This window comes from Micromonospora sp. NPDC023737 (assembly GCF_040639715.1).
GTDB lineage: Bacteria > Actinomycetota > Actinomycetes > Mycobacteriales > Micromonosporaceae > Micromonospora.
Genome location: NZ_JBFAAL010000002.1, coordinates 282,377 through 304,748 on the forward strand (window position 1 = coordinate 282,377; position 22,372 = coordinate 304,748).

At 70.6% G+C, this 22,372-nt stretch carries 18 protein-coding genes; 14 read left to right on the forward strand and 4 right to left on the reverse strand.

Annotation, left to right across the window (positions count from 1 at the left end):
- The first annotated feature begins 118 nt into the window (after positions 1-118).
- The 7 genes from AB0F98_RS06715 to AB0F98_RS06745 all read left to right on the forward strand — a co-directional run bounded on the left by AB0F98_RS06715 (position 119) and on the right by AB0F98_RS06745 (position 8,708).
- Positions 119-1,366 carry a PspC domain-containing protein gene (locus AB0F98_RS06715; protein WP_357730871.1) on the forward strand — a complete coding sequence of 416 codons (1,248 nt, stop codon included), beginning with the start codon at positions 119-121 and terminating at the stop codon, positions 1,364-1,366.
- A 2-nt stretch (positions 1,367-1,368) separates the two neighbouring features.
- A complete protein-coding gene (locus AB0F98_RS06720) occupies positions 1,369-2,055 on the forward strand; it encodes a response regulator transcription factor (protein WP_357730874.1) in 687 nt (228 codons plus the stop codon).
- An 837-nt stretch (positions 2,056-2,892) separates the two neighbouring features.
- Positions 2,893-4,530, forward strand: a complete 1,638-nt coding sequence (locus AB0F98_RS06725; protein ID WP_357729762.1) for an ABC transporter substrate-binding protein — start codon at positions 2,893-2,895, stop codon at positions 4,528-4,530.
- 140 nt (positions 4,531-4,670) lie between these two features.
- A complete protein-coding gene (locus tag AB0F98_RS06730; RefSeq protein WP_357729765.1) occupies positions 4,671-5,600 on the forward strand; it encodes an ABC transporter permease in 930 nt (309 codons plus the stop codon).
- Between the two features lie 72 nt (positions 5,601-5,672).
- Entirely contained in the window at positions 5,673-6,650 is a 978-nt protein-coding gene (locus AB0F98_RS06735; protein ID WP_357729768.1) for an ABC transporter permease, read from the forward strand.
- Positions 6,651-6,676: 26 nt separating this feature from the next.
- Entirely contained in the window at positions 6,677-7,699 is a 1,023-nt protein-coding gene (locus AB0F98_RS06740; protein WP_357730877.1) for an ABC transporter ATP-binding protein, read from the forward strand.
- Positions 7,692-8,708, forward strand: a complete 1,017-nt coding sequence (locus AB0F98_RS06745) for a dipeptide ABC transporter ATP-binding protein (RefSeq protein ID WP_357729771.1) — start codon at positions 7,692-7,694, stop codon at positions 8,706-8,708. Before AB0F98_RS06740 ends, AB0F98_RS06745 begins: the two co-directional genes overlap by 8 nt.
- Before the next feature lie 158 nt (positions 8,709-8,866).
- On the opposite strand, the gene AB0F98_RS06750 is transcribed toward AB0F98_RS06745, so the two are convergent.
- Positions 8,867-9,136: a chorismate mutase gene (locus AB0F98_RS06750; RefSeq protein ID WP_357730880.1), complete on the reverse strand. Its 270-nt coding sequence runs from the start codon at positions 9,134-9,136 to the stop codon at positions 8,867-8,869.
- Positions 9,137-9,644: 508 nt separating this feature from the next.
- Here AB0F98_RS06750 and pcrA point away from each other — a divergent pair.
- Positions 9,645-12,044, forward strand: a complete 2,400-nt coding sequence (gene pcrA / locus AB0F98_RS06755; RefSeq protein WP_357729774.1) for a DNA helicase PcrA — start codon at positions 9,645-9,647, stop codon at positions 12,042-12,044.
- Between the two features lie 159 nt (positions 12,045-12,203).
- On the opposite strand, the gene AB0F98_RS06760 is transcribed toward pcrA, so the two are convergent.
- Positions 12,204-12,956, reverse strand: a complete 753-nt coding sequence (locus AB0F98_RS06760; protein WP_357729777.1) for a M23 family metallopeptidase — start codon at positions 12,954-12,956, stop codon at positions 12,204-12,206.
- A 262-nt stretch (positions 12,957-13,218) separates the two neighbouring features.
- The gene (locus AB0F98_RS06765) at positions 13,219-13,929 is read right to left on the reverse strand and encodes a M23 family metallopeptidase (RefSeq protein WP_357729780.1); all 711 of its coding nucleotides are present in this window, start codon (positions 13,927-13,929) and stop codon (positions 13,219-13,221) included.
- Between the two features lie 560 nt (positions 13,930-14,489).
- On the opposite strand from AB0F98_RS06765, the gene AB0F98_RS06770 reads away from it, so the two are divergent.
- The 4 genes from AB0F98_RS06770 (at position 14,490) to AB0F98_RS06785 (ending at position 18,907) form a co-directional block, all read left to right on the forward strand.
- The gene (locus AB0F98_RS06770) at positions 14,490-14,894 is read left to right on the forward strand and encodes a cobalamin B12-binding domain-containing protein (RefSeq protein ID WP_076466570.1); all 405 of its coding nucleotides are present in this window, start codon (positions 14,490-14,492) and stop codon (positions 14,892-14,894) included.
- A 434-nt stretch (positions 14,895-15,328) separates the two neighbouring features.
- Positions 15,329-16,507, forward strand: a complete 1,179-nt coding sequence (gene sucC, locus AB0F98_RS06775) for an ADP-forming succinate--CoA ligase subunit beta (protein WP_357729783.1) — start codon at positions 15,329-15,331, stop codon at positions 16,505-16,507.
- Between the two features lie 2 nt (positions 16,508-16,509).
- Entirely contained in the window at positions 16,510-17,397 is an 888-nt protein-coding gene (sucD, locus tag AB0F98_RS06780; RefSeq protein ID WP_357729787.1) for a succinate--CoA ligase subunit alpha, read from the forward strand.
- Between the two features lie 223 nt (positions 17,398-17,620).
- Complete coding sequence (locus tag AB0F98_RS06785; RefSeq protein ID WP_357729790.1) at positions 17,621-18,907, forward strand: DUF6350 family protein; 1,287 nt, start codon at positions 17,621-17,623, stop codon at positions 18,905-18,907.
- A 105-nt stretch (positions 18,908-19,012) separates the two neighbouring features.
- Here AB0F98_RS06785 and AB0F98_RS06790 read toward each other — a convergent pair whose 3' ends face one another.
- Positions 19,013-19,657 (reverse strand): DUF4190 domain-containing protein, encoded by a 645-nt coding sequence (locus tag AB0F98_RS06790; RefSeq protein ID WP_357729793.1) that lies wholly within the window; start codon positions 19,655-19,657, stop codon positions 19,013-19,015.
- Between the two features lie 447 nt (positions 19,658-20,104).
- On the opposite strand from AB0F98_RS06790, the gene purN reads away from it, so the two are divergent.
- Positions 20,105-20,725 (forward strand): phosphoribosylglycinamide formyltransferase, encoded by a 621-nt coding sequence (gene purN, locus AB0F98_RS06795; RefSeq protein WP_357729796.1) that lies wholly within the window; start codon positions 20,105-20,107, stop codon positions 20,723-20,725.
- On the forward strand, positions 20,722-22,290 hold the full coding sequence (gene purH / locus AB0F98_RS06800) for a bifunctional phosphoribosylaminoimidazolecarboxamide formyltransferase/IMP cyclohydrolase (RefSeq protein ID WP_357729799.1): 1,569 nt from the start codon (positions 20,722-20,724) through the stop codon (positions 22,288-22,290). The genes purN and purH overlap by 4 nt, the downstream gene beginning before the upstream one ends.
- Positions 22,291-22,372: the final 82 nt, after the last annotated feature.

Sequence of the window (22,372 nt, forward strand, 5' to 3'; positions counted from 1 at the left end):
CGGGGCGTCCCCGTGGCCGGTACCCGTCGCAGCGTGTGACGATCGAACCCGTACCGCCGTCAGCGCCGGCCGCACCCCGTGCGGACTCGACGCCACCGCCGCGACGAGGGAGCTTCCGATCAGCAGCGTCAGCCCACCACCGCGCCTCTACCGCGCCCCGGAGCACCGGATGGCCGCGGGGGTGGCCGCCGGGATCGCCGAACATCTGGGCATCTCGGTGCTGCGGGTACGGGTGGCCTTCATGATCCTGCTCGGGTTGAGCGGGCTCGGCCTGCTGCTCTACGCGGCCTTCTGGGCGGTGGTGCCGCTGCGGCCCGGTGACACCGGTGTCCCGCCGCGTCGCGACGTGGCCCAGCTGCTGCCGTTCGTGGCGATCGGGCTCGGTGTCCTGCTGGTCCAGGTGATGGTCTTCGACTCGATCGGCGCGGCGGGCACCGCCGGCTGGCTGGTGGCGATCATCGCGGTGGGCGCGGGGGTGATCTGGCACCAGTCGGAACCCGAGCGTCGCCGGCGGTGGGGGGAGTCCCTGCCGGTGCCGTGGCTCGGCGCCGTGGTCGAGGAGAGCGATCGGCGGGCGTTCGTGCTCCGCTTCATCGGCGGCGGGGTGCTGGTGGCGGTCGGCATCATCGGTGTCGCGGCCGTCTACTCTCCGGCGCAGAACCTCGACGCGGTGATCAACGGCGTCATCTTCGCGCTGGTCGGCCTCGCCGGGGTGGGCGTGGTCGCGGCGCCGGTGCTGTGGCGGACGTACAACCAGCTCCGCTCGGAGCGTGAGGGGCGCATCCGCGAGCAGGAACGGGCCGAGCTCGCCGCGATGGTGCACGACCAGGTGCTGCACACCCTGGCCCTGATCCAGCGCAACGCCAGCGACGTCAAGACCGTTCAGCGCCTCGCTCGGGGGCAGGAGCGGTCGCTGCGCAACTGGCTCTACAAGCCGACGGGCTCGCCGACGGAGCGGTTCGCGGCCGCGTTGGAGCAGGCCGCCGCGGAGGTCGAGGACACCTTCGCGATCACGGTCGAGCCGGTGGTGGTCGGCGACCGGGAGACCGACGAGCGGGTCGGCGCGCTGGTCGCCGCCGCCCGGGAAGCACTGGTGAACGCCGCCCGGCATGCCGGGGTGCAGACCGTCTCCCTCTACGCCGAGGTGGAGCCGGAACAGGTCAGTGTCTTCGTTCGCGACCGGGGGAAGGGGTTCGACCCGGATACGGTGGAGGACCACCGGCACGGGGTACGTGGTTCGATCATCGGGCGGATGAAGCGTCACGGCGGTCGGGCCGAGATCCGGTCCGCGCCGGGGGAGGGCACCGAGATCCGGTTGATCCTGCCGATCTCCCGGGACTCGTCCACAGCGGAAAGGGACAGATGACCATGGTCGACCAGCCGATGGAACCGGTCGAGGGAGCGGGTGCCCGCGCCGAACGGCTGCGGGTGTTCCTCGTGGACGACCACGCCATGTTCCGCGCGGGCGTACGCGCCGAACTCGGTGCGCACGTCGAGGTGGTGGGTGAGGCGAGCACGGTGGCCGAGGCGGTCAACCGGATCGCCGCGACCGTGCCGGACGTGGTCCTGCTCGACGTGCACATGCCCGACGGTGGCGGGCGCGCGGTGCTGGAGGCGATGCGGCGTACCCACCCCCAGGTCAAGTTCCTGGCGCTGAGCGTCTCGGACGCCGCCGAGGACGTCATCGGGCTCATCCGGGCCGGGGCGCGCGGCTACGTCACCAAGACCATCTCCCCGGACGAGCTGACCGCGGCGATTCGCCGGGTGGCCGACGGGGACGCCGTGTTCAGCCCTCGGCTGGCCGGGTTCGTGCTGGACGCCTTCGCGGCCCGACCGGACGCTCCGGTCGCCGATCCCGAGCTGGATCAGCTCACCAATCGCGAGCGCGAGGTGCTCCGGCTGCTCGCCCGGGGGTACGCGTACAAGGAGATCGCCAAGGAGCTGTTCATCTCGATCAAGACGGTCGAGACGCACGTCTCCAACGTGCTCCGCAAACTGCAGATGTCCAACCGGTACGAGCTGTCCCGGTGGGCCGCCGACCGCCGGCTGGTGTGATCGGCGCGCCCGCCGGCGTCGATCTCTACTCCGTGCGCGGCACGGTGATCGCCTCGACCAGCCGACCGGGCGGCAGGCCCGCGTTGTCCGCGGCGGTGGTGATCCGGCCCCCGGGTCCGACTCTCCACATCGAAGTGCCCGGTCTGCGAACGTGGGCGCGCATCGCCGCGAGTTCGCGCCGGTGAGTTGCTTCCAGCGCCGCAGCGGCGCGTGGGTCAGCACCCGGTCGGGCCGGAACCGGCGGATCGCCGCGGTGATGTCGCGGCGTAGGCGTCCTCGATACGTCGTCCTTCCAGTCGGTGATCGTGCCCGCGCAGGCACAGTCGACATCGTCCGGATGGGCGAAAATCGCTAGCGCGCGATGGACGTCGGCGAGTACTGGGGCGGACGCGGGAAAGCTCACAGGGCCCGAGAGCGGGCGCGCGAGGGACGTGTCGGTGGGACAAGGTCTTACCTGCTCAGAGCGGCATGAGCTGCACGTTTCATGATCTTTTCTCAAGTATCGGCAACGTGGCGGCCAACTAACGTCTTGATAACGGCACCTTCACGGAAGAGGCCGGTTGGTGTCACAGTGGCAGCACCTCGCCCCCGGTGTGAGGCACCCCGCACGATCTGACCCCCACGCTCGTCGCTGAAAACCGCGGTGCCGTGGGGGCGACGCGTGCCCGGTGTCGAGCCCGAGCCGGTGGGGTGGCCCGGCGGATCGGTGCACCAGGGGTGTCCCGACTTCCCAGTGGTGTTCGGCGGTCTGCGCTACCGGGGCCGCCGTTGGCGTCACCCCCCAGACGTGCGTGATACCCACGACGGAACCAGGTTAGAAAGAGGAGGCCCCTCGGAATGAGAGTCTCGAAGCGGACGAGCAGCGCGGTCGCGCTGGGCGCGGCGGTCGCGCTCATCGCGTCCGGGTGCTCGGGCAGCGACGACGGCGGCGACGCCGGCAACAGTGCAGACGGCGCCATCGTCATCGACGGCACCCAGCCGGAGGTCCCCCTGGTTCCGGCGAACACCACCGAGACCGGTGGTGGCGCGATCATCGACTACCTGTGGACCGGGCTGGTCGAGTACCCGAACAACGGTGGCGCGCCGCAGAACGCGGTCGCGGAGTCGATCGAGACGACCGACTCCAAGGTCTACACCATCAAGATCAAGAAGGGCCTGAAGTTCCACGACGGCACCGAGGTGAAGGCTGCGAACTTCACCAAGGCCTGGAACTGGGCGGCCTACTCGCCGAACGGCGCGCAGAACTCCAGCTTCTTCGCCGACATCCAGGGCTTCGCCGACGTCCAGTCCGAGGACCCGGACGGCGAGGGTCCGCAGAAGGCGCCGCCGCCGAAGGCCCAGGAGATGTCCGGCCTGAAGGTCGTCGACGACTACACCTTCGAGGTCACCCTCGGGGCGCCGACCGCGGTGTTCCCGACCAAGCTCGGCTACAGCGCCTTCGTGCCGCTGCCGGACGTGTTCTTCACCCAGACGCCGGACGAGTTCGGCAAGAAGCCGGTCGGCAACGGACCGGTGAAGTTCGTGTCGTGGGAAGACGACGTCTCGATCAAGCTGACGCGCTTCGACGACTACACGCTGCGCGACAAGATGAAGATCAAGGACGTCGAGGTCAAGCTCTACCAGGAGGACACGGCGGCCTACAACGACCTCCTCGCTGGCAACCTCGACTTCCAGCAGCAGGTCCCGGTCTCCGCGCTCGCGGGTGACAAGTGGAAGACGGACCTGGCCGATCGGGCGATCCAGTCGACCACGCCGTCGACGGGCATCATCGCCTTCCCGATGTACGACCCCAAGTTCAAGGACCAGAAGCTGCGTAAGGCCATCTCGCTGGCCGTCAACCGGCAGGAGATCACCGAGAAGATCTTCTTCGGCAACCGCACCCCGGCCGACAGCTGGGCCAACCCGCTCACCCCGGGCGCCGTGGCCGGCAACTGCACCGCCTGCCAGTACAACCCGGACGAGGCCAAGCGGCTCTTCGCCGAGTCCAGCGGCTACCAGGGCGACATGGTCTTCTACTACAACGCGGACGCCAGCCACAAGGAGTGGATGGAGGCCGTCGCGCAGAGCGTGAAGAACGTGCTCGGCATCAACGCCCGGGCCGAGGGCATCCCGACCTTCGCGGTCTTCCGTGAGCAGATCAACGCCCACAAGATGACCGGCCCGTACCGCGCCGGTTGGCAGCAGGACTACCCGGACGTGGAGAACTGGGTCAACCCGCTCTACGTCAAGGGTGGTTCGTCGAACGACGGTCAGTACAGCAACCCGCAGGTCGACGCGCTGGCCAAGGAGGCGAGCGGCGCCGCCAACCTCGACGAGGCGCACGCCAAGTTCGCCGAGGCTGTCAAGATCATCGACGCGGACGTCCCGTCGATCCCGGTCTACTTCCAGGGCCAGCAGTCCGGCCACTCGGACAAGATCAAGAAGGTCGAACTGACCAACGTCGGCGAGATCGACATCACCTCCGTCGAGCTCTGATCCGTACGGTCTGACCCAGGTCGGGCTCACCACACCAGGTGAGTCCGACCTGGGGCCGTTCCACGAGGGATGCCACAAGATCCCTCGACGTCAACAAGCGTGTCGGTCGCCGACCCGCCCCCTGTCTGGAGGACCACCCCATGGGCCGTTATCTGTTGAGACGGCTGCTCCAACTCGTCCCGGTCTTCATCGGAACGACCTTGCTGATCTACGTGCTCGTCTGGGTGATGGTGCCCGGCGACCCGTTTGCCGGCAAGTGCGGTGAGCGGCCCTGCCCGCCCGGATTCGTCGCGATGATGACCGAGAAGTTCCATCTGGATCAGCCCTGGTACGTGCAGTACGCCCACTACATGCAGAACCTCTTCCAGGGGGACTTCGGCACGACGTTCAGCGGCCGATCGATCAACGACATCATCGCCTCGGCGTACCCCAACACGCTGAAGCTGGCCCTGGTGGCCCTGGCGATCGAGGCGGTCATCGGCCTGACAGCGGGTGTGCTGAGCGGCCTGCGGCGTAACGGCTTCCTGGACAACCTGGTCCTGGTCTCCACGCTCTTCCTCATCGCGCTGCCGATCTTCGTCATCGGCTTCCTGCTCCAGTGGCTGCTCGGCGTGCAGTGGCACATCGTCGAGCCCACCGTCTCGAACGAGATGCGGCTCACCGAACTGATCATGCCGGGTTTCGTGCTCGGAAGTATCTCGATGGCTTACATCGCCCGGGTGGCCCGCACCAGCATCTCGGAGAACCGCCGCTCCGACTACGTCCGCACGGCGATCGCCAAGGGCCTGCCGATGCGCCGGGTGGTCGGTGTGCACCTGCTGCGCAACTCGCTGATCCCGGTGGTCACCCTGCTCGGCACCGACCTCGGTGCGCTGATGGGCGGCGCCATCGTCACCGAGGGCATCTTCAACATCAAGGGCATCGGCGGGACCGTCTACCGGTCGATCACCACCAAGGAGAGCGCGACCGTGGTCTCCATCGTGGTGATCCTGGTGCTCGTCTATCTCTTGATGAACCTGCTGGTGGACCTGCTCTACGCCGCCCTGGACCCGAGGATCCGCTATGAGTGACCGAAGCGAACGAATCATCAACGCGGTGTGCCGAGCGGTTCAGGGCGGCACCGAGCGGAGCGAGGTGCCGGCATGAGCGACCCGACTGCTGCTTCGATCGTCGGTGCGCCACCGTCGCACCAACCCACCGAGATGGGCGGTCCGACCGACGCCGGCCTGCCCGCGAACGCGCGCCAGGAGAAGCCCCGCGGCCTGCTCGGCGACGCCTGGCGGGACCTGCGGCGTAAGCCGCTCTTCTGGATCTCCGCGGCCTTCATCCTGCTCTTCGTGGTGATGGCGGCCTTTCCTTCGCTCTTCACCTCGGCCGATCCGACGGCCGGTGAGCTGAGCCGCAGCCTCGAGAAACCGTCCGGGCACGCCTGGTTCGGCTACGACATCCAGGGCCGGGACGTCTTCGCCCGAACCATCTACGGCGCCAACGCCTCCATCGTGGTGGCCCTGCTCTCGGTGCTGGGCACGCTGCTGATCGGCGGCGCGATGGGCATGATCGCCGGCTTCCGTGGCGGCTGGCTGGACGCGCTGCTCTCCCGGATCGCCGACGTGTTCTTCGGCCTGCCGTTCGTGCTCGGCGCGATCGTCATCCTGACCACGTTCAACGGCACCGGGACGAACAACAGCGAATGGGAGGTCAAGGGCCTCGTCATCGCGTCGCTGGTCGTGCTCAGCTGGCCGGTCGTGATGCGGCTCATGCGCTCCTCGGTGCTGGCCACGAAGGAGGCCGACTACATCGTGGCGGCCCGGGCGCTGGGTGCCGGCACCGGCCGGATCATCCTCAAGCACCTGCTGCCGAACACCCTGGCCCCGATCCTGGTGTACGGCACGATCATGGTCGGCTCGTTCATCGGCGCCGAGGCGACGCTCTCCTTCCTGGGCGTCGGGCTGAAGTCGCCGGTGGTCTCGTGGGGCATCATCATCAACGAGGCGCAGAGCCTGATCCGGGTCGCCCCGCACCTGCTCTTCTTCCCCGCCGCGTTCCTCGTCGCCGCCGTGCTGAGCTTCGTGATGCTCGGCGAGGCGGTCCGCGAGGCGCTCGACCCGAAACTCCGCTAGGGGAGATCCAGTTGTCCGACATTCTCGTGTCCGAGCAGTCCGCAGCAGGTGCCTCCGGGCGTCCGGCCGGCCGCCTGCTCGAAGTCGACGACCTCCGGGTTGAGTTCCGTACCCGCGACGGCGTCGCCAAGGTCATCAACGGGGTCACGTACCACGTCGACGCGGGGGAGACCCTCGCCGTGCTCGGCGAGTCCGGCTCCGGCAAGAGCGTCACCGCGCAGACCATCATGGGCATCCTCGACACCCCGCCCGGTCACGTCACCGGCGGGCAGGTGCGCTACCACGGCAAGGACATGCTCGCGATGTCCTTCGAGGAGCGTCGCCGCATCCGCGGCGAGGGGATCGCGATGATCTTCCAGGACGCGCTCTCCGCGCTGAACCCGGTCTTCACTGTCGGGTTCCAGATCGCCGAGCAGTACCGCATCCGACGCGGCATGAGCCGCGCGGACGCCAAGAAGCGCGCGATCGAGATGCTCGACCAGGTCAAGATCCCGAACGCCAAGGGGCGGTTCAACAACTACCCGCACCAGTTCTCGGGTGGTATGCGGCAGCGGGCGATGATCGCCATGTCGCTCGCGCTCGACCCGGAGGTGCTGATCGCGGACGAGCCGACCACCGCGCTCGACGTGACCGTGCAGGCCCAGATCATGGACCTGTTGGCCGAGCTTCAGCGCGAACGGCAGATGGGCATGATCCTGATCACCCACGACCTCGGCGTGGTCGCCGACGTCGCGGACCGGATCGCGGTCATGTACGCCGGCCGGATCGTCGAGGAAGCCAACGTGTACGACCTGTACGCGAAGCCGGCGCACCCGTACACCCTCGGCCTGCTGAACTCGATCCCCCGGTTGGACGAGAAGGGGCAGGAGCTCCGCACCATCAAGGGCCTGCCGCCGAACCTGATGAACATCCCGTCGGGCTGCCCGTTCAACCCGCGCTGCCCCATGGTGCAGCCGGTCTGCCGGGAGAAGCTGCCGCCGCTGCTGCAGATCGGCGCCGGCCGTGCCAGCGCCTGCCACTTCGCCGAGGAGCTGGTGAACCGTGACTGAGAACATTCTCGAGGTCCGTGACCTGGTCAAGCACTACCCGGTCACCCGTGGCGTGGTGTTCCGAAAGACCGTCGGTCACGTCAAGGCGGTCGACGGCGTCTCGTTCGAGCTGCGTCAGGGCGAGACCCTGGGCGTGGTGGGCGAGTCCGGCTGTGGCAAGTCGACGCTCGCCCGGGTGCTGATGAACCTGGAGCGGCCGACCGCCGGCAGCGTGCACTACAAGGGGCAGGACATCTCCAAGCTCTCCGGTGGAGCGCTGCGGCGCCTGCGCCGGCAGATCCAGCTGGTGATGCAGGACCCGTACACCTCGCTGAACCCGCGGATGACGGTCGGTGACCTGATCGGCGAGCCGTTCGAGATCCACCCCGAGGTGGCGCCGAAGGGCAGCCGGCGGGGCAAGGTCAAGGAACTGCTCGACCTGGTGGGCCTCAACCCGGAGCACATCAACCGGTACCCGCACCAGTTCTCCGGCGGGCAGCGTCAGCGTATCGGCATCGCCCGGGCGCTCGCGCTGCGTCCGGAGATCATCGTCTGCGACGAGCCGGTGTCGGCGCTGGACGTGTCCATCCAGGCGCAGGTGATGAACCTGCTGGAGAAGCTCCAGGCCGAGTTCGGCCTGGCGTACATCTTCATCGCGCACGACCTGTCGGTGGTGCGGCACCTCAGCGACCGGGTCGCGGTCATGTACCTCGGCAAGGTCGTGGAGATCGGCACCGAGGACGAGATCTACGAGCGGCCGACCCACCCGTACACCCAGGCGCTGCTCTCCGCGGTGCCGGTGCCGGACCCGACCGTCCGCGAGCACAAGGCGATCATCCGCCTGACCGGTGACGTGCCCTCGCCGGCCGACCCGCCGTCGGGCTGCCGGTTCCGTACCCGGTGCTGGAAGGCGCAGGACATCTGCGCCCGGGAGGAGCCGCTGCTGCAGATCCGCTCGGGCTCGGACCACCCGAGCGCCTGCCACTTCGCCGAGAAGCGGGAAATCGTGGCGACCCACGAGGCCGCCTGACGTACCCCTGAACCGCCTGCCGGTGTCGTGGACACCGGCAGGCGGTTTCGTCTCTCCCCACCCAAGCCCCGTTGATCATGAAGTTATTGCCCGGACACGCCGATACGCCAGGCAATAGCTTCATGATCGACAGCTGGCCTCGCGGCCCAGCCGAGGGCTTAGAGGGGGCCGCGGCCGGCGCGCAGCAGCAGCAGCGCGAGCTGGGTGCCGTCGGGGCCGAGCGCCGCCCGGAAGTGCTCCAGGATCTCCCGCTCCCGAGCGAGCACCAGCCGGGTGCCCCCGGAGGCACGCCGCATCGTGCCGACCTCCTGGGAGAGGCTCGCCCGCTCCTGCCAGAGGTCGATGATCGCCTGGTCGATCTGGTCGATCCGGGTGCGGATCTGCCGGATCCGGGCGGCCGTCTCGGGTTCCTGCGTGCCGGCGTCCATCACCCGCCCCGGCCCCGAGCTGCCCGTCTCACCGGAGGAGGCCGGCTCACCGCCCGCCGGTTCGTCGGGCTCCCCGTCGTTGCTCCGGGCCGGTCCGCCGTTCTGCTGCACCACGTCTGTCATCTTCGCCGTATCCCTCGGACGTCGTGCCCCGGTGCCGGAACCCGGGAACGAGAAAGCCCCGGGCTCAGGAGCCCGGGGCTTTTCGCAGGTCTGTCGATCAGGCGCGACCTACGGCTGCCGGACTCCCGGTGCCGTAGTAAAAGTAGTAGCGCTGACCGAACACGCCGTCGAGTATGCCCACGTCGGCGGCCCGGGCGCAAGAATTCCCACCAGCCGGGTTTGCCCGTCAGCGGCAGCGCCGCCACCGCCAGCGACCAGGCAGGGGCCGGTGGGTGATCGGGGCCCGATCGGCACCGAAGGCGTCAGGAAGGTGCCCATCCGCACCGAAGCGGACGGGCGTGCGCGGTCGGGGAGTGTCCGGCCGGCGGCATAGACTCGCCGTGCGATGCATCCTCTCTTCGACATTCCCGCGTCCCCGTCCGCGCCGGAGCCGGCCCGCCCGCACCGGTCCGGGCCCGCTGGCCACCGTCTCGACCCCCAGGAACTGCTCATCGGGCTCAACGGACCGCAGCGCGACGCAGTCACCCACGCCGGCTCGCCCCTGCTGATCGTGGCGGGCGCCGGCTCCGGCAAGACCCGGGTGCTCACCCACCGGATCGCCCACCTGCTCGCGGCGCGGGACGTGCATCCGGGGGAGATCATCGCGATCACCTTCACCAACAAGGCTGCCGGTGAGATGAAGGACCGGGTCGCCGCCCTGGTCGGCCCACGGGCCCGACTCATGTGGGTGTCGACCTTCCACTCCGCATGCGTACGGATCCTGCGCGCCGAGCACGAGCACGCCGGGCTCAAGTCCACCTTCTCGATCTACGACGCGGACGACTCCCGCCGGCTGATGCAGCTGGTCGCCCGGGAGCTCGATCTCGACCCGAAGCGCTACCCGGCGCGCGGGCTGGCCGCCCAGGTCTCCAACCTGAAGAACGAACTGGTCGACCCGGAGGAGTTCGCGACCCGGGCGAAGGGCCCCAACGAGCGGGCGTTGGCCGAGGCGTACACGCTCTACCAGCGCCGGCTGCGCGAAGCCCACGCGCTCGACTTCGACGACCTCATCATGACGACGGTGCACCTGCTCCAGTCGCACCCGCATGTCGCGGAGACCTACCGCCGGCGCTTCCGGCACGTGCTGGTCGACGAGTACCAGGACACCAACCACGCCCAGTACGTGCTGATCAAGGAGCTGGTCTCGGGCACCGAGGGGCTGCCGCCGGCCGAGCTCTGCGTGGTCGGTGACGCCGACCAGTCGATCTACGCCTTCCGGGGCGCGACCATCCGCAACATCCTGGAGTTCGAGCGGGACTACCCCGACGCCCGGACGATCCTGCTGGAGCAGAACTACCGCTCCACCCAGACCATCCTCAACGCCGCCAACGCGGTCATCGACCGGAACACCTCCCGCAAGCCCAAGCGGCTGTGGAGCGACGCCGGCCCCGGTGAGCAGATCGTCGGCTACGTCGCGGACACCGAGCACGCGGAGGCGGACTGGGTGGCCCGGGAGATCGACCGGCTCGTCGACGACGATGAGGCCCGCCCGGGCGACGTGGCGGTCTTCTACCGCACCAACGCCCAGTCCCGTGTCTTCGAGGAGGTGTTCATCCGGGTCGGCCTGCCGTACAAGGTGGTCGGCGGGGTGCGCTTCTACGAGCGCAAGGAGGTCCGGGACGCGCTGGCCTACCTGCGCGCCGTGGTCAACGACGACGACACGGTCAGTCTGCGCCGGATCCTGAACACTCCGCGTCGCGGGATCGGCGACCGGGCGGAGGCGTGCGTCGAGGCGCTCGCCGGCCGGGAGCGGATCTCCTTCGGCGCGGCGTTGCGCCGGGCCAAGGAGGCGCCGGGCATCTCCACCCGCGCCGCGAACAGCATCGCCGACTTCGTCGCCCTGCTCGACGGCGCCCGTGAGCTGGCGGAGACCGGTACTCCGGAGGAGGTGCTGGAGGCGCTGTTGACCCGCTCGGGCTACCTAAGCGAGCTGGAGGAGAGCGTCGACCCGCAGGACGCCGGCCGGGTCGACAACCTCCAGGAACTGGTGAGTGTGGCCCGGGAGTACACCGAGCGGATCGAGGCGCCCGGCGAGGAGGGGGAGCGGGCCACGTTGGCGGGCTTCCTCGAGCAGGTCGCGCTCGTCGCCGACGCGGACCAGGTGCCCACCGACGACCCGGAGCACCAGGGTGTCGTCACCCTGATGACGCTGCACACGGCGAAGGGGCTGGAGTTCCCGGTGGTCTTCCTGACCGGCCTGGAGGACGGCGTCTTCCCGCATCTGCGCTCGCTCGGTGACACCCGCGAGCTGGAGGAGGAACGGCGGCTGGCGTACGTGGGGATCACCCGGGCCCGGCAGCGCCTCTACCTGTCCCGGGCGGTGACCCGTTCGGCGTGGGGACAGCCGGCCTACAACCCGCCGTCGCGTTTCCTCGAGGAGCTACCGCCGGAGCTGGTGCGCTGGGAGCGCACCGAGGGGTCGTACACCTCGTGGGCCGGCGGGGGAGGCGGTGTCGGCGGCCGCGCGGACCGCGCGCCCGGCGGGCGTGGCGGCTTCACCGGTGGTACGCCGAAGGCGGCTGAACTGGCGCGACGGCTCGGCGTGGACGCCAGCCGGTTGAGCACGGCGAGCGAGCTGCGGCAGGTACCCAAGGTGGCTGCGGGCGACCGGGTCAACCATCAGCGCTACGGACTGGGTCGGGTGCTCGTCGTCGAGGGGCAGGGGCCCTCCGCCCGTGCGCAGATCGACTTCGGTGACCAGACGCTCTGGCTGGTGCTGCGGCACGCCCCGATCGACAAGCTCTGACCGGCCCGGTCGGCTGATCACGGCGAAGACCGGCCCGGTCGGCTGATCGTGGCGAAGCCCCGCCCGGCCGCCTGGTCACGGCGACGCTCGGCCCGGCCGCCTGATCACGGCGAAGCTCGGCCCGGCGTGCCGCCGGGCCGAGCGTCGCCTTTCGCCACCTCAGCAGGCCACGTCGATGCCGTGGGCGCGGAGGAACGGCGCCGGGTCGATCTGGTTCCACATCTGACCCTGGTGCACCTCGAAGTGCAGGTGTGGGCCGGTGGCGTCGCCGGTCGCGCCCTCGTAGCCGATGACCTGACCGGCGGCGACCTTGTCACCGACGCTGACGACGAGCCGGCTCTGGTGCGCGTAGTGGGTCAGGTAGCCGTTGCCGTGGTCGATGAAGACCGAGTTGCCGTACCCGTCACCGGCGTCCCCCGCCTTGACCACCGTGCCGCCGAAGGCGGCGTGGATGGGTGTGCCGGCGGGCATGGCGAAGTCGATGCCCTGGTGCTGGGTGCCCCAGCGGGGACCAAAGCACGAGGTGATCGTTGCGCCCTTCATCGGGATGACCCAGGCCGGTTTCGGCTTCGCCGTCTTCTTCGGCTTCGGCTTCGCCTTCGGGGTGGCGGGCTCGACCAGTGGGGAGGGGCTGACGCTCGTCGGGCCGGTCGAAGGCGTGACCGGCGCGGTCGACTCCCGCGCGGAACGGTCGGCGCGGGCGGCGGCCTCGGTGCGGGCCTGAGCGTCGAGCGAGACCGGGGCCGGGTTGGGGTCGTCCCCGGTCGTGACGATCGCGGCGCCGGCGACGCCGATGCCGACCAGGGCGGCTGCCCCGACCACGAGGAGCCGGACCCGGCCGGGCGACCGCCGGTGCCGGACGGCCTCCGCGTCGGCGGGCTGCTCGTTCTGCGTGGTGCTGTCTTCCTGCACGGGTGGACCTTCACGTGTCGAGGGGTGGGACCCGACCGATCCTGCTGAGCGCCGGCGCGGCGAAGGCCGACGGGGCTGGCGGGTCACGCCGCCGCCCTGCCGCAGGCTGTCCGGATCCGCCCTCGCCGACCGGTCTGACCCCCTAAGTGATCATGGCCGTCGGTGGTGCCGGTCACATTCGGACCGATGATCCAGGTCACTTCCGTCAACGAAAAACCGCCCGGATCGAGTGATCCGGGCGGTCAACGGTCGATACGCAGCGTTAGGACGCGGCTACCTCGTTGTAGTAAGCCTCGACTTGTAGCTCGATGTCCACTCCGCGTTCCTTGAGGAACGGCTTCGGGTCGATCGGCTCGCCCTTGACATGGAGCTCGAGATGCAGGTGCGACCCGTAGGCGTGACCCGTCATGCCGATCAGTCCGAGCTGGTCGCCGGCCTTGACCTGCTGCCCCTCCTGCACGCTCAGAGCGGAGGAGTGACCGTAGATCGCCTCGCTGCCGTCCGCGTGCCGGACGATCACCGCGTAGCCGTAGCCGCCGAACCAGCCGGCCTTGGTGACGGTGCCGTCGTGGATCGCGACGTACGGGGTGCCCTCTGGCGCGACCATGTCGACGCCGGTGTGCAGCTTGCCCCAGCGCTCCCCGTAGGACGACTTCAGGTCGTAGCCCTGGACGGGCAGTAGCCAGACGTCGGCTTCGGAAGCCTCCTCGCCCCGGGCGCTGTCACGGGAGGCGCGGTCGGCGGAATTGGCACGCGCGGCCGCGTCCTGGCTGGCGACGGAGGCTTGGTGGATCTCGTCGAGGGCCGACGGGCTGATGCTCTTGGCGTCCGGCATAGCGCCTGCGCCGAGCGCGACGATGCCGGCACCGACGAAGGCGGTGGTGACGACTGCGGCGTAGCGGCTCCGCGGTGGGGTGGGTACGCGGCGGCGACCACGATATCTATCGGGCTCAGACGACAGGCGCTGGCGCACGCACACCCTCCGTTGTCGGGGTACCGAAGCAGCCGTCGGACGTTCGGTGACGCTCGGGTGAACCTCTGTTGGCTGCGTCGTCACCCGTCCATGGACTCGATGACAACCGTGGACACGTTAGCCAACCGCCACACGAGTCACAAGCCAAAGCGCCGAATCGGCGCGCCGATCTGTCCGTTTGCGTCCGGTATTGCAACGCCTTGCGTCGCCGGTCGGCGTGCCATTTACTGCCCGTTCGTCGCCGAGCGTGACCGGTACGGCGGAGTCGTCCGGCTTGACCCCGGGCGCCTGTCCGCTGTCGCGGTGCTGGTCGCCGGTGTTGGGACGCGTCCCGGTGAACCGGTCCGCGGCCGCGGCGGCTCCCGTGCCGACGGCGACCCGGACCGTCCGGCCCGCCTCGTCCGGGGACCCGCGATGCGGCACCGCCCCGTGCCCTGCGGCCGGGGTCGACCGTCCGGCCCGGTGGGTCGAGGATCCCGGCCCGGATTTCCCGGGCCCCGTCGTCCGGGTTACCGTTCGTTCAGGTGAGTGGCCGTGGAGCCGGTGAAAGGTGTGCGCTGATGAGCTCTCGTATTCGGGTCGTCGTCGCCAAGCCAGGCCTGGACGGCCACGACCGAGGAGCGAAGGTGGTGGCCCGCGCGCTGCGGGACGCGGGCATGGAGGTCATCTACACGGGCCTGCACCAGACTCCGGAGCAGATCGTGGAGACGGCGATCCAGGAGGACGCCGACGCGGTCGGGCTCTCCGTGCTCTCCGGCGCGCACATGACGCTCTTCCGTCGGGTGCTCGAACTGCTCGCCGAGCGCGAGGCGGGGGACATCGTGGTCTTCGGTGGCGGCATCATCCCCGACGGCGACATTCCCGAGCTTGAGCGGTTGGGTGTCGCCAAGATCTTCACCCCGGGTGCCACGACGGCTTCGATCGTGGACTGGGTGCGCCAGAACGTGGCTCAGCCCGTCAGCTGACAACGACGGCGGGAACCTCGGACACTCAGGGCCGGCCGGCTCCGGACACGGGGGGAGGGGCCGGACGCACCCCTCACACGTCCGGCCCCTCTATGCACGATGCCCCGCCGCCACCCCTCGACCGACAGGGCATCGGCCGTCTCCCGTCATCGCGCTGATCAGCGCTCCGACATCTGACTCAACGACGCCCCGGCGGAGGGGTTACGCACTTCCGGCAACATCGCCCGGACGGCGGAATGTGCGGTGGTGGAGACCGTCCTCACTGCGCGGTTGTGTATTACCGCACACCGCGCACCCGCTCGGTTGCCGCCGGTACCCACCTCGCTAGGCTGCGGCCAATGGCCTGTTTCAAGTGATGACAGGCGTCAAACTGTTTTCTGAACGCTGGTGGCGGCGCGACGGCGCGCCGCGGAGACGGGACGGGACGCGCAATCGTGGACCTGTACGAGTACCAGGGGCGGGACCTGTTCGAGCGGCACGGATTGCCCGTGCTCGCCGGCGGCGTCGCCACCACCCCGGAGGAGGCCCGCGCGATCGCCGAGCGCCTCGGCGGCCGGGTGGTCGTCAAGGCGCAGGTGAAGGTCGGCGGCCGGGGTAAGGCCGGCGGCGTGAAGCTGGCCGAGGGCGCGGAGGAGACGGTGGCCCGCGCCACCGACATCCTCGGCATGGACATCAAAGGGCACACCGTCCACAAGGTCATGATCACCGTGACCGCGGACGTGGCCGAGGAGTACTACTTCTCCTACCTGCTCGACCGGGCGAACCGCACCTTCCTCTGCATCGCCAGCGTGGCCGGCGGCATGGACATCGAGCAGGTGGCCGCCGAGACCCCGGACAAGGTCGTCAAGGCCCCGATCGACGCCGTCAAGGGCGTGGACGAGGCGAAGGCGCGCGAGATCGTCACCGCCGCCGGCTTCCCGGCCGAGGTCGCCGACCAGGTCGTCGAGGTCGCGGTCGGGCTGTGGCAGGCGTTCGTCGCCGAGGACGCCACCCTGGTCGAGGTGAACCCGCTGGCCAAGACCCGCGACGGCAAGCTGCTGCTGCTCGACGCGAAGGTGAGCCTGGACGAGAACGCCGCGTTCCGGCACCCGGACCACGAGGGCCTGGTCGACCAGGCCGCGGTGGACCCGCTGGAGCAGGCCGCCAAGGAGAAAGACCTCAACTACGTCAAGCTCGACGGCGAGGTCGGCATCATCGGCAACGGCGCGGGTCTGGTCATGTCGACCCTCGACGTGGTCGCGTACGCCGGAGAGCGGCACGGCAACGTCAAGCCGGCCAACTTCCTCGACATCGGCGGTGGCGCGAGCGCGGCGGTCATGGCCAACGGACTGGAGATCGTCCTCACCGACCCGTCGGTGCGGAGCGTCTTCGTCAACGTCTTCGGCGGCATCACCGCCTGCGACGAGGTCGCCAACGGCATCGTGCAGGCGCTCGCCCTGCTGGAGCAGCGTGGTGAGAAGGTCACCAAGCCGCTCGTCGTGCGGCTCGACGGCAACAAGGCCGAGGCCGGCCGGGCGATCCTCGACGGCGCTAACAACCCGCTGATCGAGCGGGTCGACACCATGGATGGCGCGGCCGAGCGGGCCGCCGAGCTGGCCGCTGCGGGGGTCTGATCATGGCAATCTGGCTGACCAAGGACTCGAAGGTCATCGTGCAGGGGATGACCGGCTCCGAGGGTTCCAAGCACACGCGGCGGATGCTCGCCGCCGGCACCAACGTCGTCGGCGGTGTGAACCCGCGCAAGGCGGGCCAGTCCGTCGACTTCGACGGCACCGCGCTGCCGGTCTTCGCCTCCGTCGCGGACGCGATGAAGGAGACCGGGGCGGACGTCACGGTGATCTTCGTCCCGCCGCAGTTCACCAAGGGTGCGGTCATCGAGGCGATCGACGCCGGGATCGAGCTCGCCGTGGTGATCACGGAGGGCGTGCCGGTGCACGACACCGCCGCGTTCTGGGCGTACAACGTGGCCAAGGGCGAGCAGACCCGGATCATCGGGCCGAACTGCCCGGGCATCGCGTCTCCGGGTGCCTCCAACGCCGGCATCATCCCGGCCGACATCACCGGCTCCGGCCGGATCGGCCTGGTCAGCAAGAGCGGCACGCTGACCTACCAGATGATGTACGAGCTGCGCGACATCGGCTTCTCGACCTGCGTCGGCATCGGCGGTGACCCGATCATCGGTACCACCCACATCGACGCCCTCGCCGCGTTCGAGGCCGACCCGGACACCGACGCGATCGTCATGATCGGTGAGATCGGTGGCGACGCCGAGGAGCGGGCCGCCGAGTTCATCAAGGCCAACGTGACGAAGCCGGTGGTCGGCTACATCGCCGGCTTCACTGCGCCGCCCGGCAAGACCATGGGCCACGCCGGCGCGATCATCTCCGGCTCCGCAGGCACCGCCGACGCGAAGAAGGCGGCGCTGGAGGCGGTCGGCGTCAAGGTCGGCAAGACGCCGACCGAGACCGCCCGCCTGATGCGGGAGATCATGTCCGCCAGCTGAACGGCATGCCTGACGAGGGGGTCGACCGGACCGGTCGGCCCCCTCAGCCGTTCCGGACGTACGCCGTCGATCGGCACCCGCGCGCCACGACCCGGCACGTCCCGCCGCCGAGCCTCTTCCGGGCATGAGCGGCGCCGACGGGTGTGGCGATCGGGGAACTCGCGGCCGCGCCGGGGCGGTATCGGACTGCCGTCGCGGGCGCGACGTGCCAGAGTAGACCACGATGTCCCCCGACACCCCTGAGCAAACCCGCCGTTCCGGTGCGGTCGCCGCCGACGAACGGCCTGCCGGCCGCGTCGCCGGCAGGCGGGTGGCGGCAACGCGCTCCGACGGATCGTCGCGCGCTCGGGCCCCGCTGGCGGTGGCCGCCGCGGTGGCCGCCATCGGGGCCGCACTCACCTCTTACCTGCCGGTAACGCTCGTGCTCGGCCTGGGCCAGCTCACCGAGGACGCCGGGTCGTTCACCGGTGCGCTGCGGGCCGGGCTGGCCGGCTGGCTGCTCGGGCACGGCGTTCCGCTGCGGACCGATGCCGGGCCGATCGGGCTCGCCCCGCTGGCGCTCACCGCGCTGGTGATCTGGCGGCTGGCGCGGGCCGGCGTGCACGTCAGCCGGGCGGTCGGCGCACGCGGCGGACGGTCGCCCCGGGCGGCCCTCGTCGCCGCCGGTGCGGTCGCCGCCGGCTACGCGCTGCTCGGCGTCCTCGCCGCGATGCTGGCGGGCACGGGCGGCCCGGCCGCCTCGCCGGTCCGCGCCGGGGTGACCTTCGCCCTACTCGGCGCGCTCGCCGCACTGATCGGCTCCGTACGGATCACCGGAGTCGCGGCGCTCATCGCCGAACGCGCCCCGGCGGTGCTGCGCGACGGGGCCCGCACGGGCCTGGTCGCCGGGCTGCTGCTGCTCGCGGCGGGGGCGGGCGCGGCCGGGCTGGCCGTGGCGACCGGTGGTGGCGACGCGGCCGACATGATCGGGGCGTACCGGACCGGGGTCGCCGGGCAGGCCGGGATCATCCTGATCAGCCTGGCGTACGCCCCCAATGCCATGGTCTGGTCGACCAGTTACCTGCTCGGCCCCGGGTTCGCCGTCGGCACCGACACCGCCGTACGGACCAGCGAGGTCTCGGTGGGCGCGCTGCCGGCCGTACCGCTGCTCGCCGGTCTGCCACGCGGACCGATGGACGGGCTCGGCGCCGCTCTGCTCGCGGTGCCGGTACTGGCCGGAATGGCCGCCGGCTGGCTGCTCGCCCGCCGGTTGATGCGGCTCGCGGCGGACACCCGCACGCCGCCGGCCTGGGGGCCACTGCTCTGGTCGGCCGCGATCGGCGGCCCCGTGGCCGGCGTGCTGCTCGGCGCGGCCGCGGCCCTCTCCGGCGGGCCGCTCGGCGGCGGCCGGCTCGCCGAGATGGGTCCGGTCGCCTGGCAGGTGGGGGTGGTGACCGCTGCGGTCGTCGCGGCCAGCGCGCTGCTCGGTGCCGCCGCGACCCGCGCCTTCACCCGCAGCTCCGTCCGCTGACGGGGAGCATCGCGCAGCGGGCTTCGTCGGGTCGGCGCGCCCGTGACGTGAACGACGAAGGGGCGCCCCGCGAGCCGCGGAACGCCCCCTTCGGTCAACCGACGATCAGGGCTCCGTCGGCAGGCTCACGTTCGCGACGATGCTGAGGATGATGACCAGGATGCCCAGGACCAGGCCGACGATGCCGCAGATGAGACCGGCCTTGGCCTGCCCGGCGTTGCTGGCCTGTCCGCGCTCGGCCTTCTGCTTGCCCAGGTATCCGGTGATGATGCCGGCGATGCCGACCGGGATGCCCAGGTAAGGGCAGCACGCCAGCGGGATCGACGCGATGCCGAGGATCATCGCCACCAGGCCGAGCGTGTTGTTCTGGCCGCCAGCCTGCGGGTAGCCGGCGTTCGGGTACGTGGGCGCCGCACCGTACGGCTGCTGCGGCTGCTGCCCGTACGGGTCCTGGTAGGGCTGGCCGTACGGCTGCCCCGAGGTCGGCTGCTGGCCGTAGGGCTGGCCGGAGGTGGGCTGCTGGCCGTAGGGATGGCCCGAGGTGGGCTGCTGGCCGTACGGCTGGCCGGAGGTGGGCTGCTGGCCGTACGGGGGCTGCGGAGGCTGCGGCTGGCCGTAGGGCTGCCCTGAGGTGGGCTGCTGCCCGTAGGGAGCGGCCGGCGGCGGGGCGTACGGATCGTGCGGCTGAGCGGTCGGATCCTGGTTGGGCTGCTGTCCGTGTGGGTCCTGACCGGGGTAACCGGGCTGCATTCGACGAGGCTCCTTGGCTGTGTCCGTCGGTTCGTGTCGGTGTTGCTACTCATGATCGCGCCGAGAGCCCGGCCACGCACCACCCGCAACACGTGCTGCCGACGATTCGGGTTCACCCCGACGCTGATGTGGCCGCGTGCGCGGCCCGGGTCCCCCTGCCGGGAGGTCGACTCGACGTGGGGACGGCCGGCCGACTGTCGGAGCGGGCGCAGGGCCGGTGTCCACCGGCTCGCCTTCTCAGCCGGGCGGTGAACTGGGCACCGGGCCGGGAGTGTTCACGGCGGTGGGCGGCCTCCTGTCGTCGGCACGGCGGATCGGTCACGCGCGGTGCGCGGCTGAAGACGCGCCGACCCGGGGCGTGCGGCAGCGTACCGCCTTCGCGCCGTCCCGGTCGGCGGCACGCCGCCCAGACGCTGATCACTCCGGCCTGCCCGATAGGGTTGCCGCGTGCCCGAGCCCGTGTCCGCCGCCCGTATCGTCGTCCTCGTCTCCGGTTCCGGAAGCAATCTCCAGGCGCTGCTCGACGCCGCCACCGATCCGGCGTACGGCGCGGTCGTGGTCGCGGTCGGCGCCGACCGGGACGGTATCGGCGGGCTGGACCGGGCCGCCGCGGCCGGAGTGCCGACCTTCGTGGTGCCGCTGAAGGCGTACGACACCCGGGAGGATTGGGACCGGGCGCTCACCGCGCAGGTCGCCGAGCACCGCCCCGACCTCGTCATCTCCGCCGGGTTCCTCAAGCTGGTCGGGCCGCACTTCCTCGCCGCCTTCGGTGACCGCTACCTGAACACGCACAACACGTTGCTGCCCGCGTTTCCGGGCATCCACGGCCCGCGCGACGCCCTCGCCTACGGCGTGAAGGTCACCGGCGCCACGCTCTTCTTCGTCGACGCCGGGACCGACACCGGCCCGATCGTCGCGCAGGTCGCCGTGCCGGTGCTCGACGATGACGACGAGGAGACGCTCACCGAGCGCATCAAATCGGCCGAGCGGCACCAGCTCGTCGAGCAGGTCGGCCGCCTCGTCCGGAACGGCTGGACGATCATCGGAAGAAAGGTCACGATCCCGTGAGCTCCACTGAGGACGAGCGCCGCCCGATCAGGCGCGCGCTGGTCAGCGTCTACGACAAGACCGGCCTGGTCGAGCTGGCCCAGGCGCTGCACGCGGCCGGCGTGGAGATCGTGTCGACCGGAAGCACCGCGGCGACCATCGCGGGTGCCGGGGTGCCGGTCACCGCGGTGGAGACCGTCACCGGGTTCCCCGAGGTCCTCGACGGGCGGGTCAAGACGCTGCACCCGAAGGTGCACGCCGGCCTCCTGGCCGACCTGCGCAAGCAGTCGCACGTCGACCAGCTCGACGAGTTGGGCGTGGCCGCGTTCGACCTGCTGGTGAGCAACCTCTACCCGTTCCAGGCGACGGTCGCCTCCGGCGCGAGCCTCGACGAGTGCGTGGAGCAGATCGACATCGGGGGCCCGGCGATGGTCCGTGCCGCGGCGAAGAACCATGCCTCGGTCGCCGTGCTGACCGACCCGTCGGCGTACCCGGTGCTGCTCGCCGCGCTCGAGGCCGGTGGCTTCACCCTGGCGCAGCGCCGCGCCCTGGCCGCGCGGGCGTTCGCCGACATCGCCGAGTACGACGTGGCCGTGGCGAACTGGTGCGCGGTGCAGCTGAGCGGCGAGCCGGAGTGGCCGGGCTTCGCCGGACTGGCGCTGCGGGCGGACCGGGCGCTGCGCTACGGCGAGAACCCGCACCAGGCGGCGGCGCTCTACACCGACCCGGACGCGCCGGCGGGGCTGGCCCAGGCCGAGCAGCTGCACGGCAAGGAGATGTCCTACAACAACTACGTCGACGCGGACGCCGCGTGGCGGGCCGCGAACGACTTCACCGACCAGCCGGCGGTCGCGATCATCAAGCACGCCAACCCGTGCGGCATCGCGATCGGCGCGGACGTGGCCGAGGCGCACCGCAGGGCGCACGCGTGCGACCCGGTCTCCGCGTACGGCGGGGTGATCGCGGTCAACCGGCCGGTATCGGTCGAGATGGCCCGGCAGGTGGCCGACATCTTCACCGAGGTGGTGGTGGCGCCGGAGTTCGAGGCCGGCGCGGTCGAGATCCTCCAGGCGAAGAAGAACATCCGTCTGCTGCGCGCCCCGGCGTGGAACCCGCCGGCGGCGGAGTGGCGGCAGGTCAGCGGTGGCGTGCTGGTGCAGATGGCGGACCGGATCGACGCGGCAGGCGACGACCCGGCCACCTGGCAGCTCGCGGCCGGCGACCCGGCCGACGAGGAGACGCTGCGCGATCTCGTCTTCGCGTGGCGGGCGGTCCGTGCCGTGAAGAGCAACGCGATCCTGCTGGCGAAGGACGGCGCGACCGTCGGCGTCGGCATGGGCCAGGTGAACCGGGTCGACTCGGCGCAGCTCGCGGTCCGTCGGGCCGGTGCCGACCGGGCCAGTGGTTCGGTCTGTGCGTCGGACGCGTTCTTCCCGTTCGCCGACGGCCCGAAGATCCTCATCGAGGCCGGCGTACGGGCCATCGTTCAGCCGGGCGGCTCGATCCGCGACGAGGAGGTCATCGCCGCGGCCAAGGAGGCCGGCGTGACCATGTACCTGACCGGCACCCGTCACTTCTTCCACTGATTCCCCGACCGACCGGGCCGGCTGCTTGGCAGTCCGGCCCGGTCGTGGTTGCGCTTCCCGGTGACGGCCGCGGCCCGTGCCG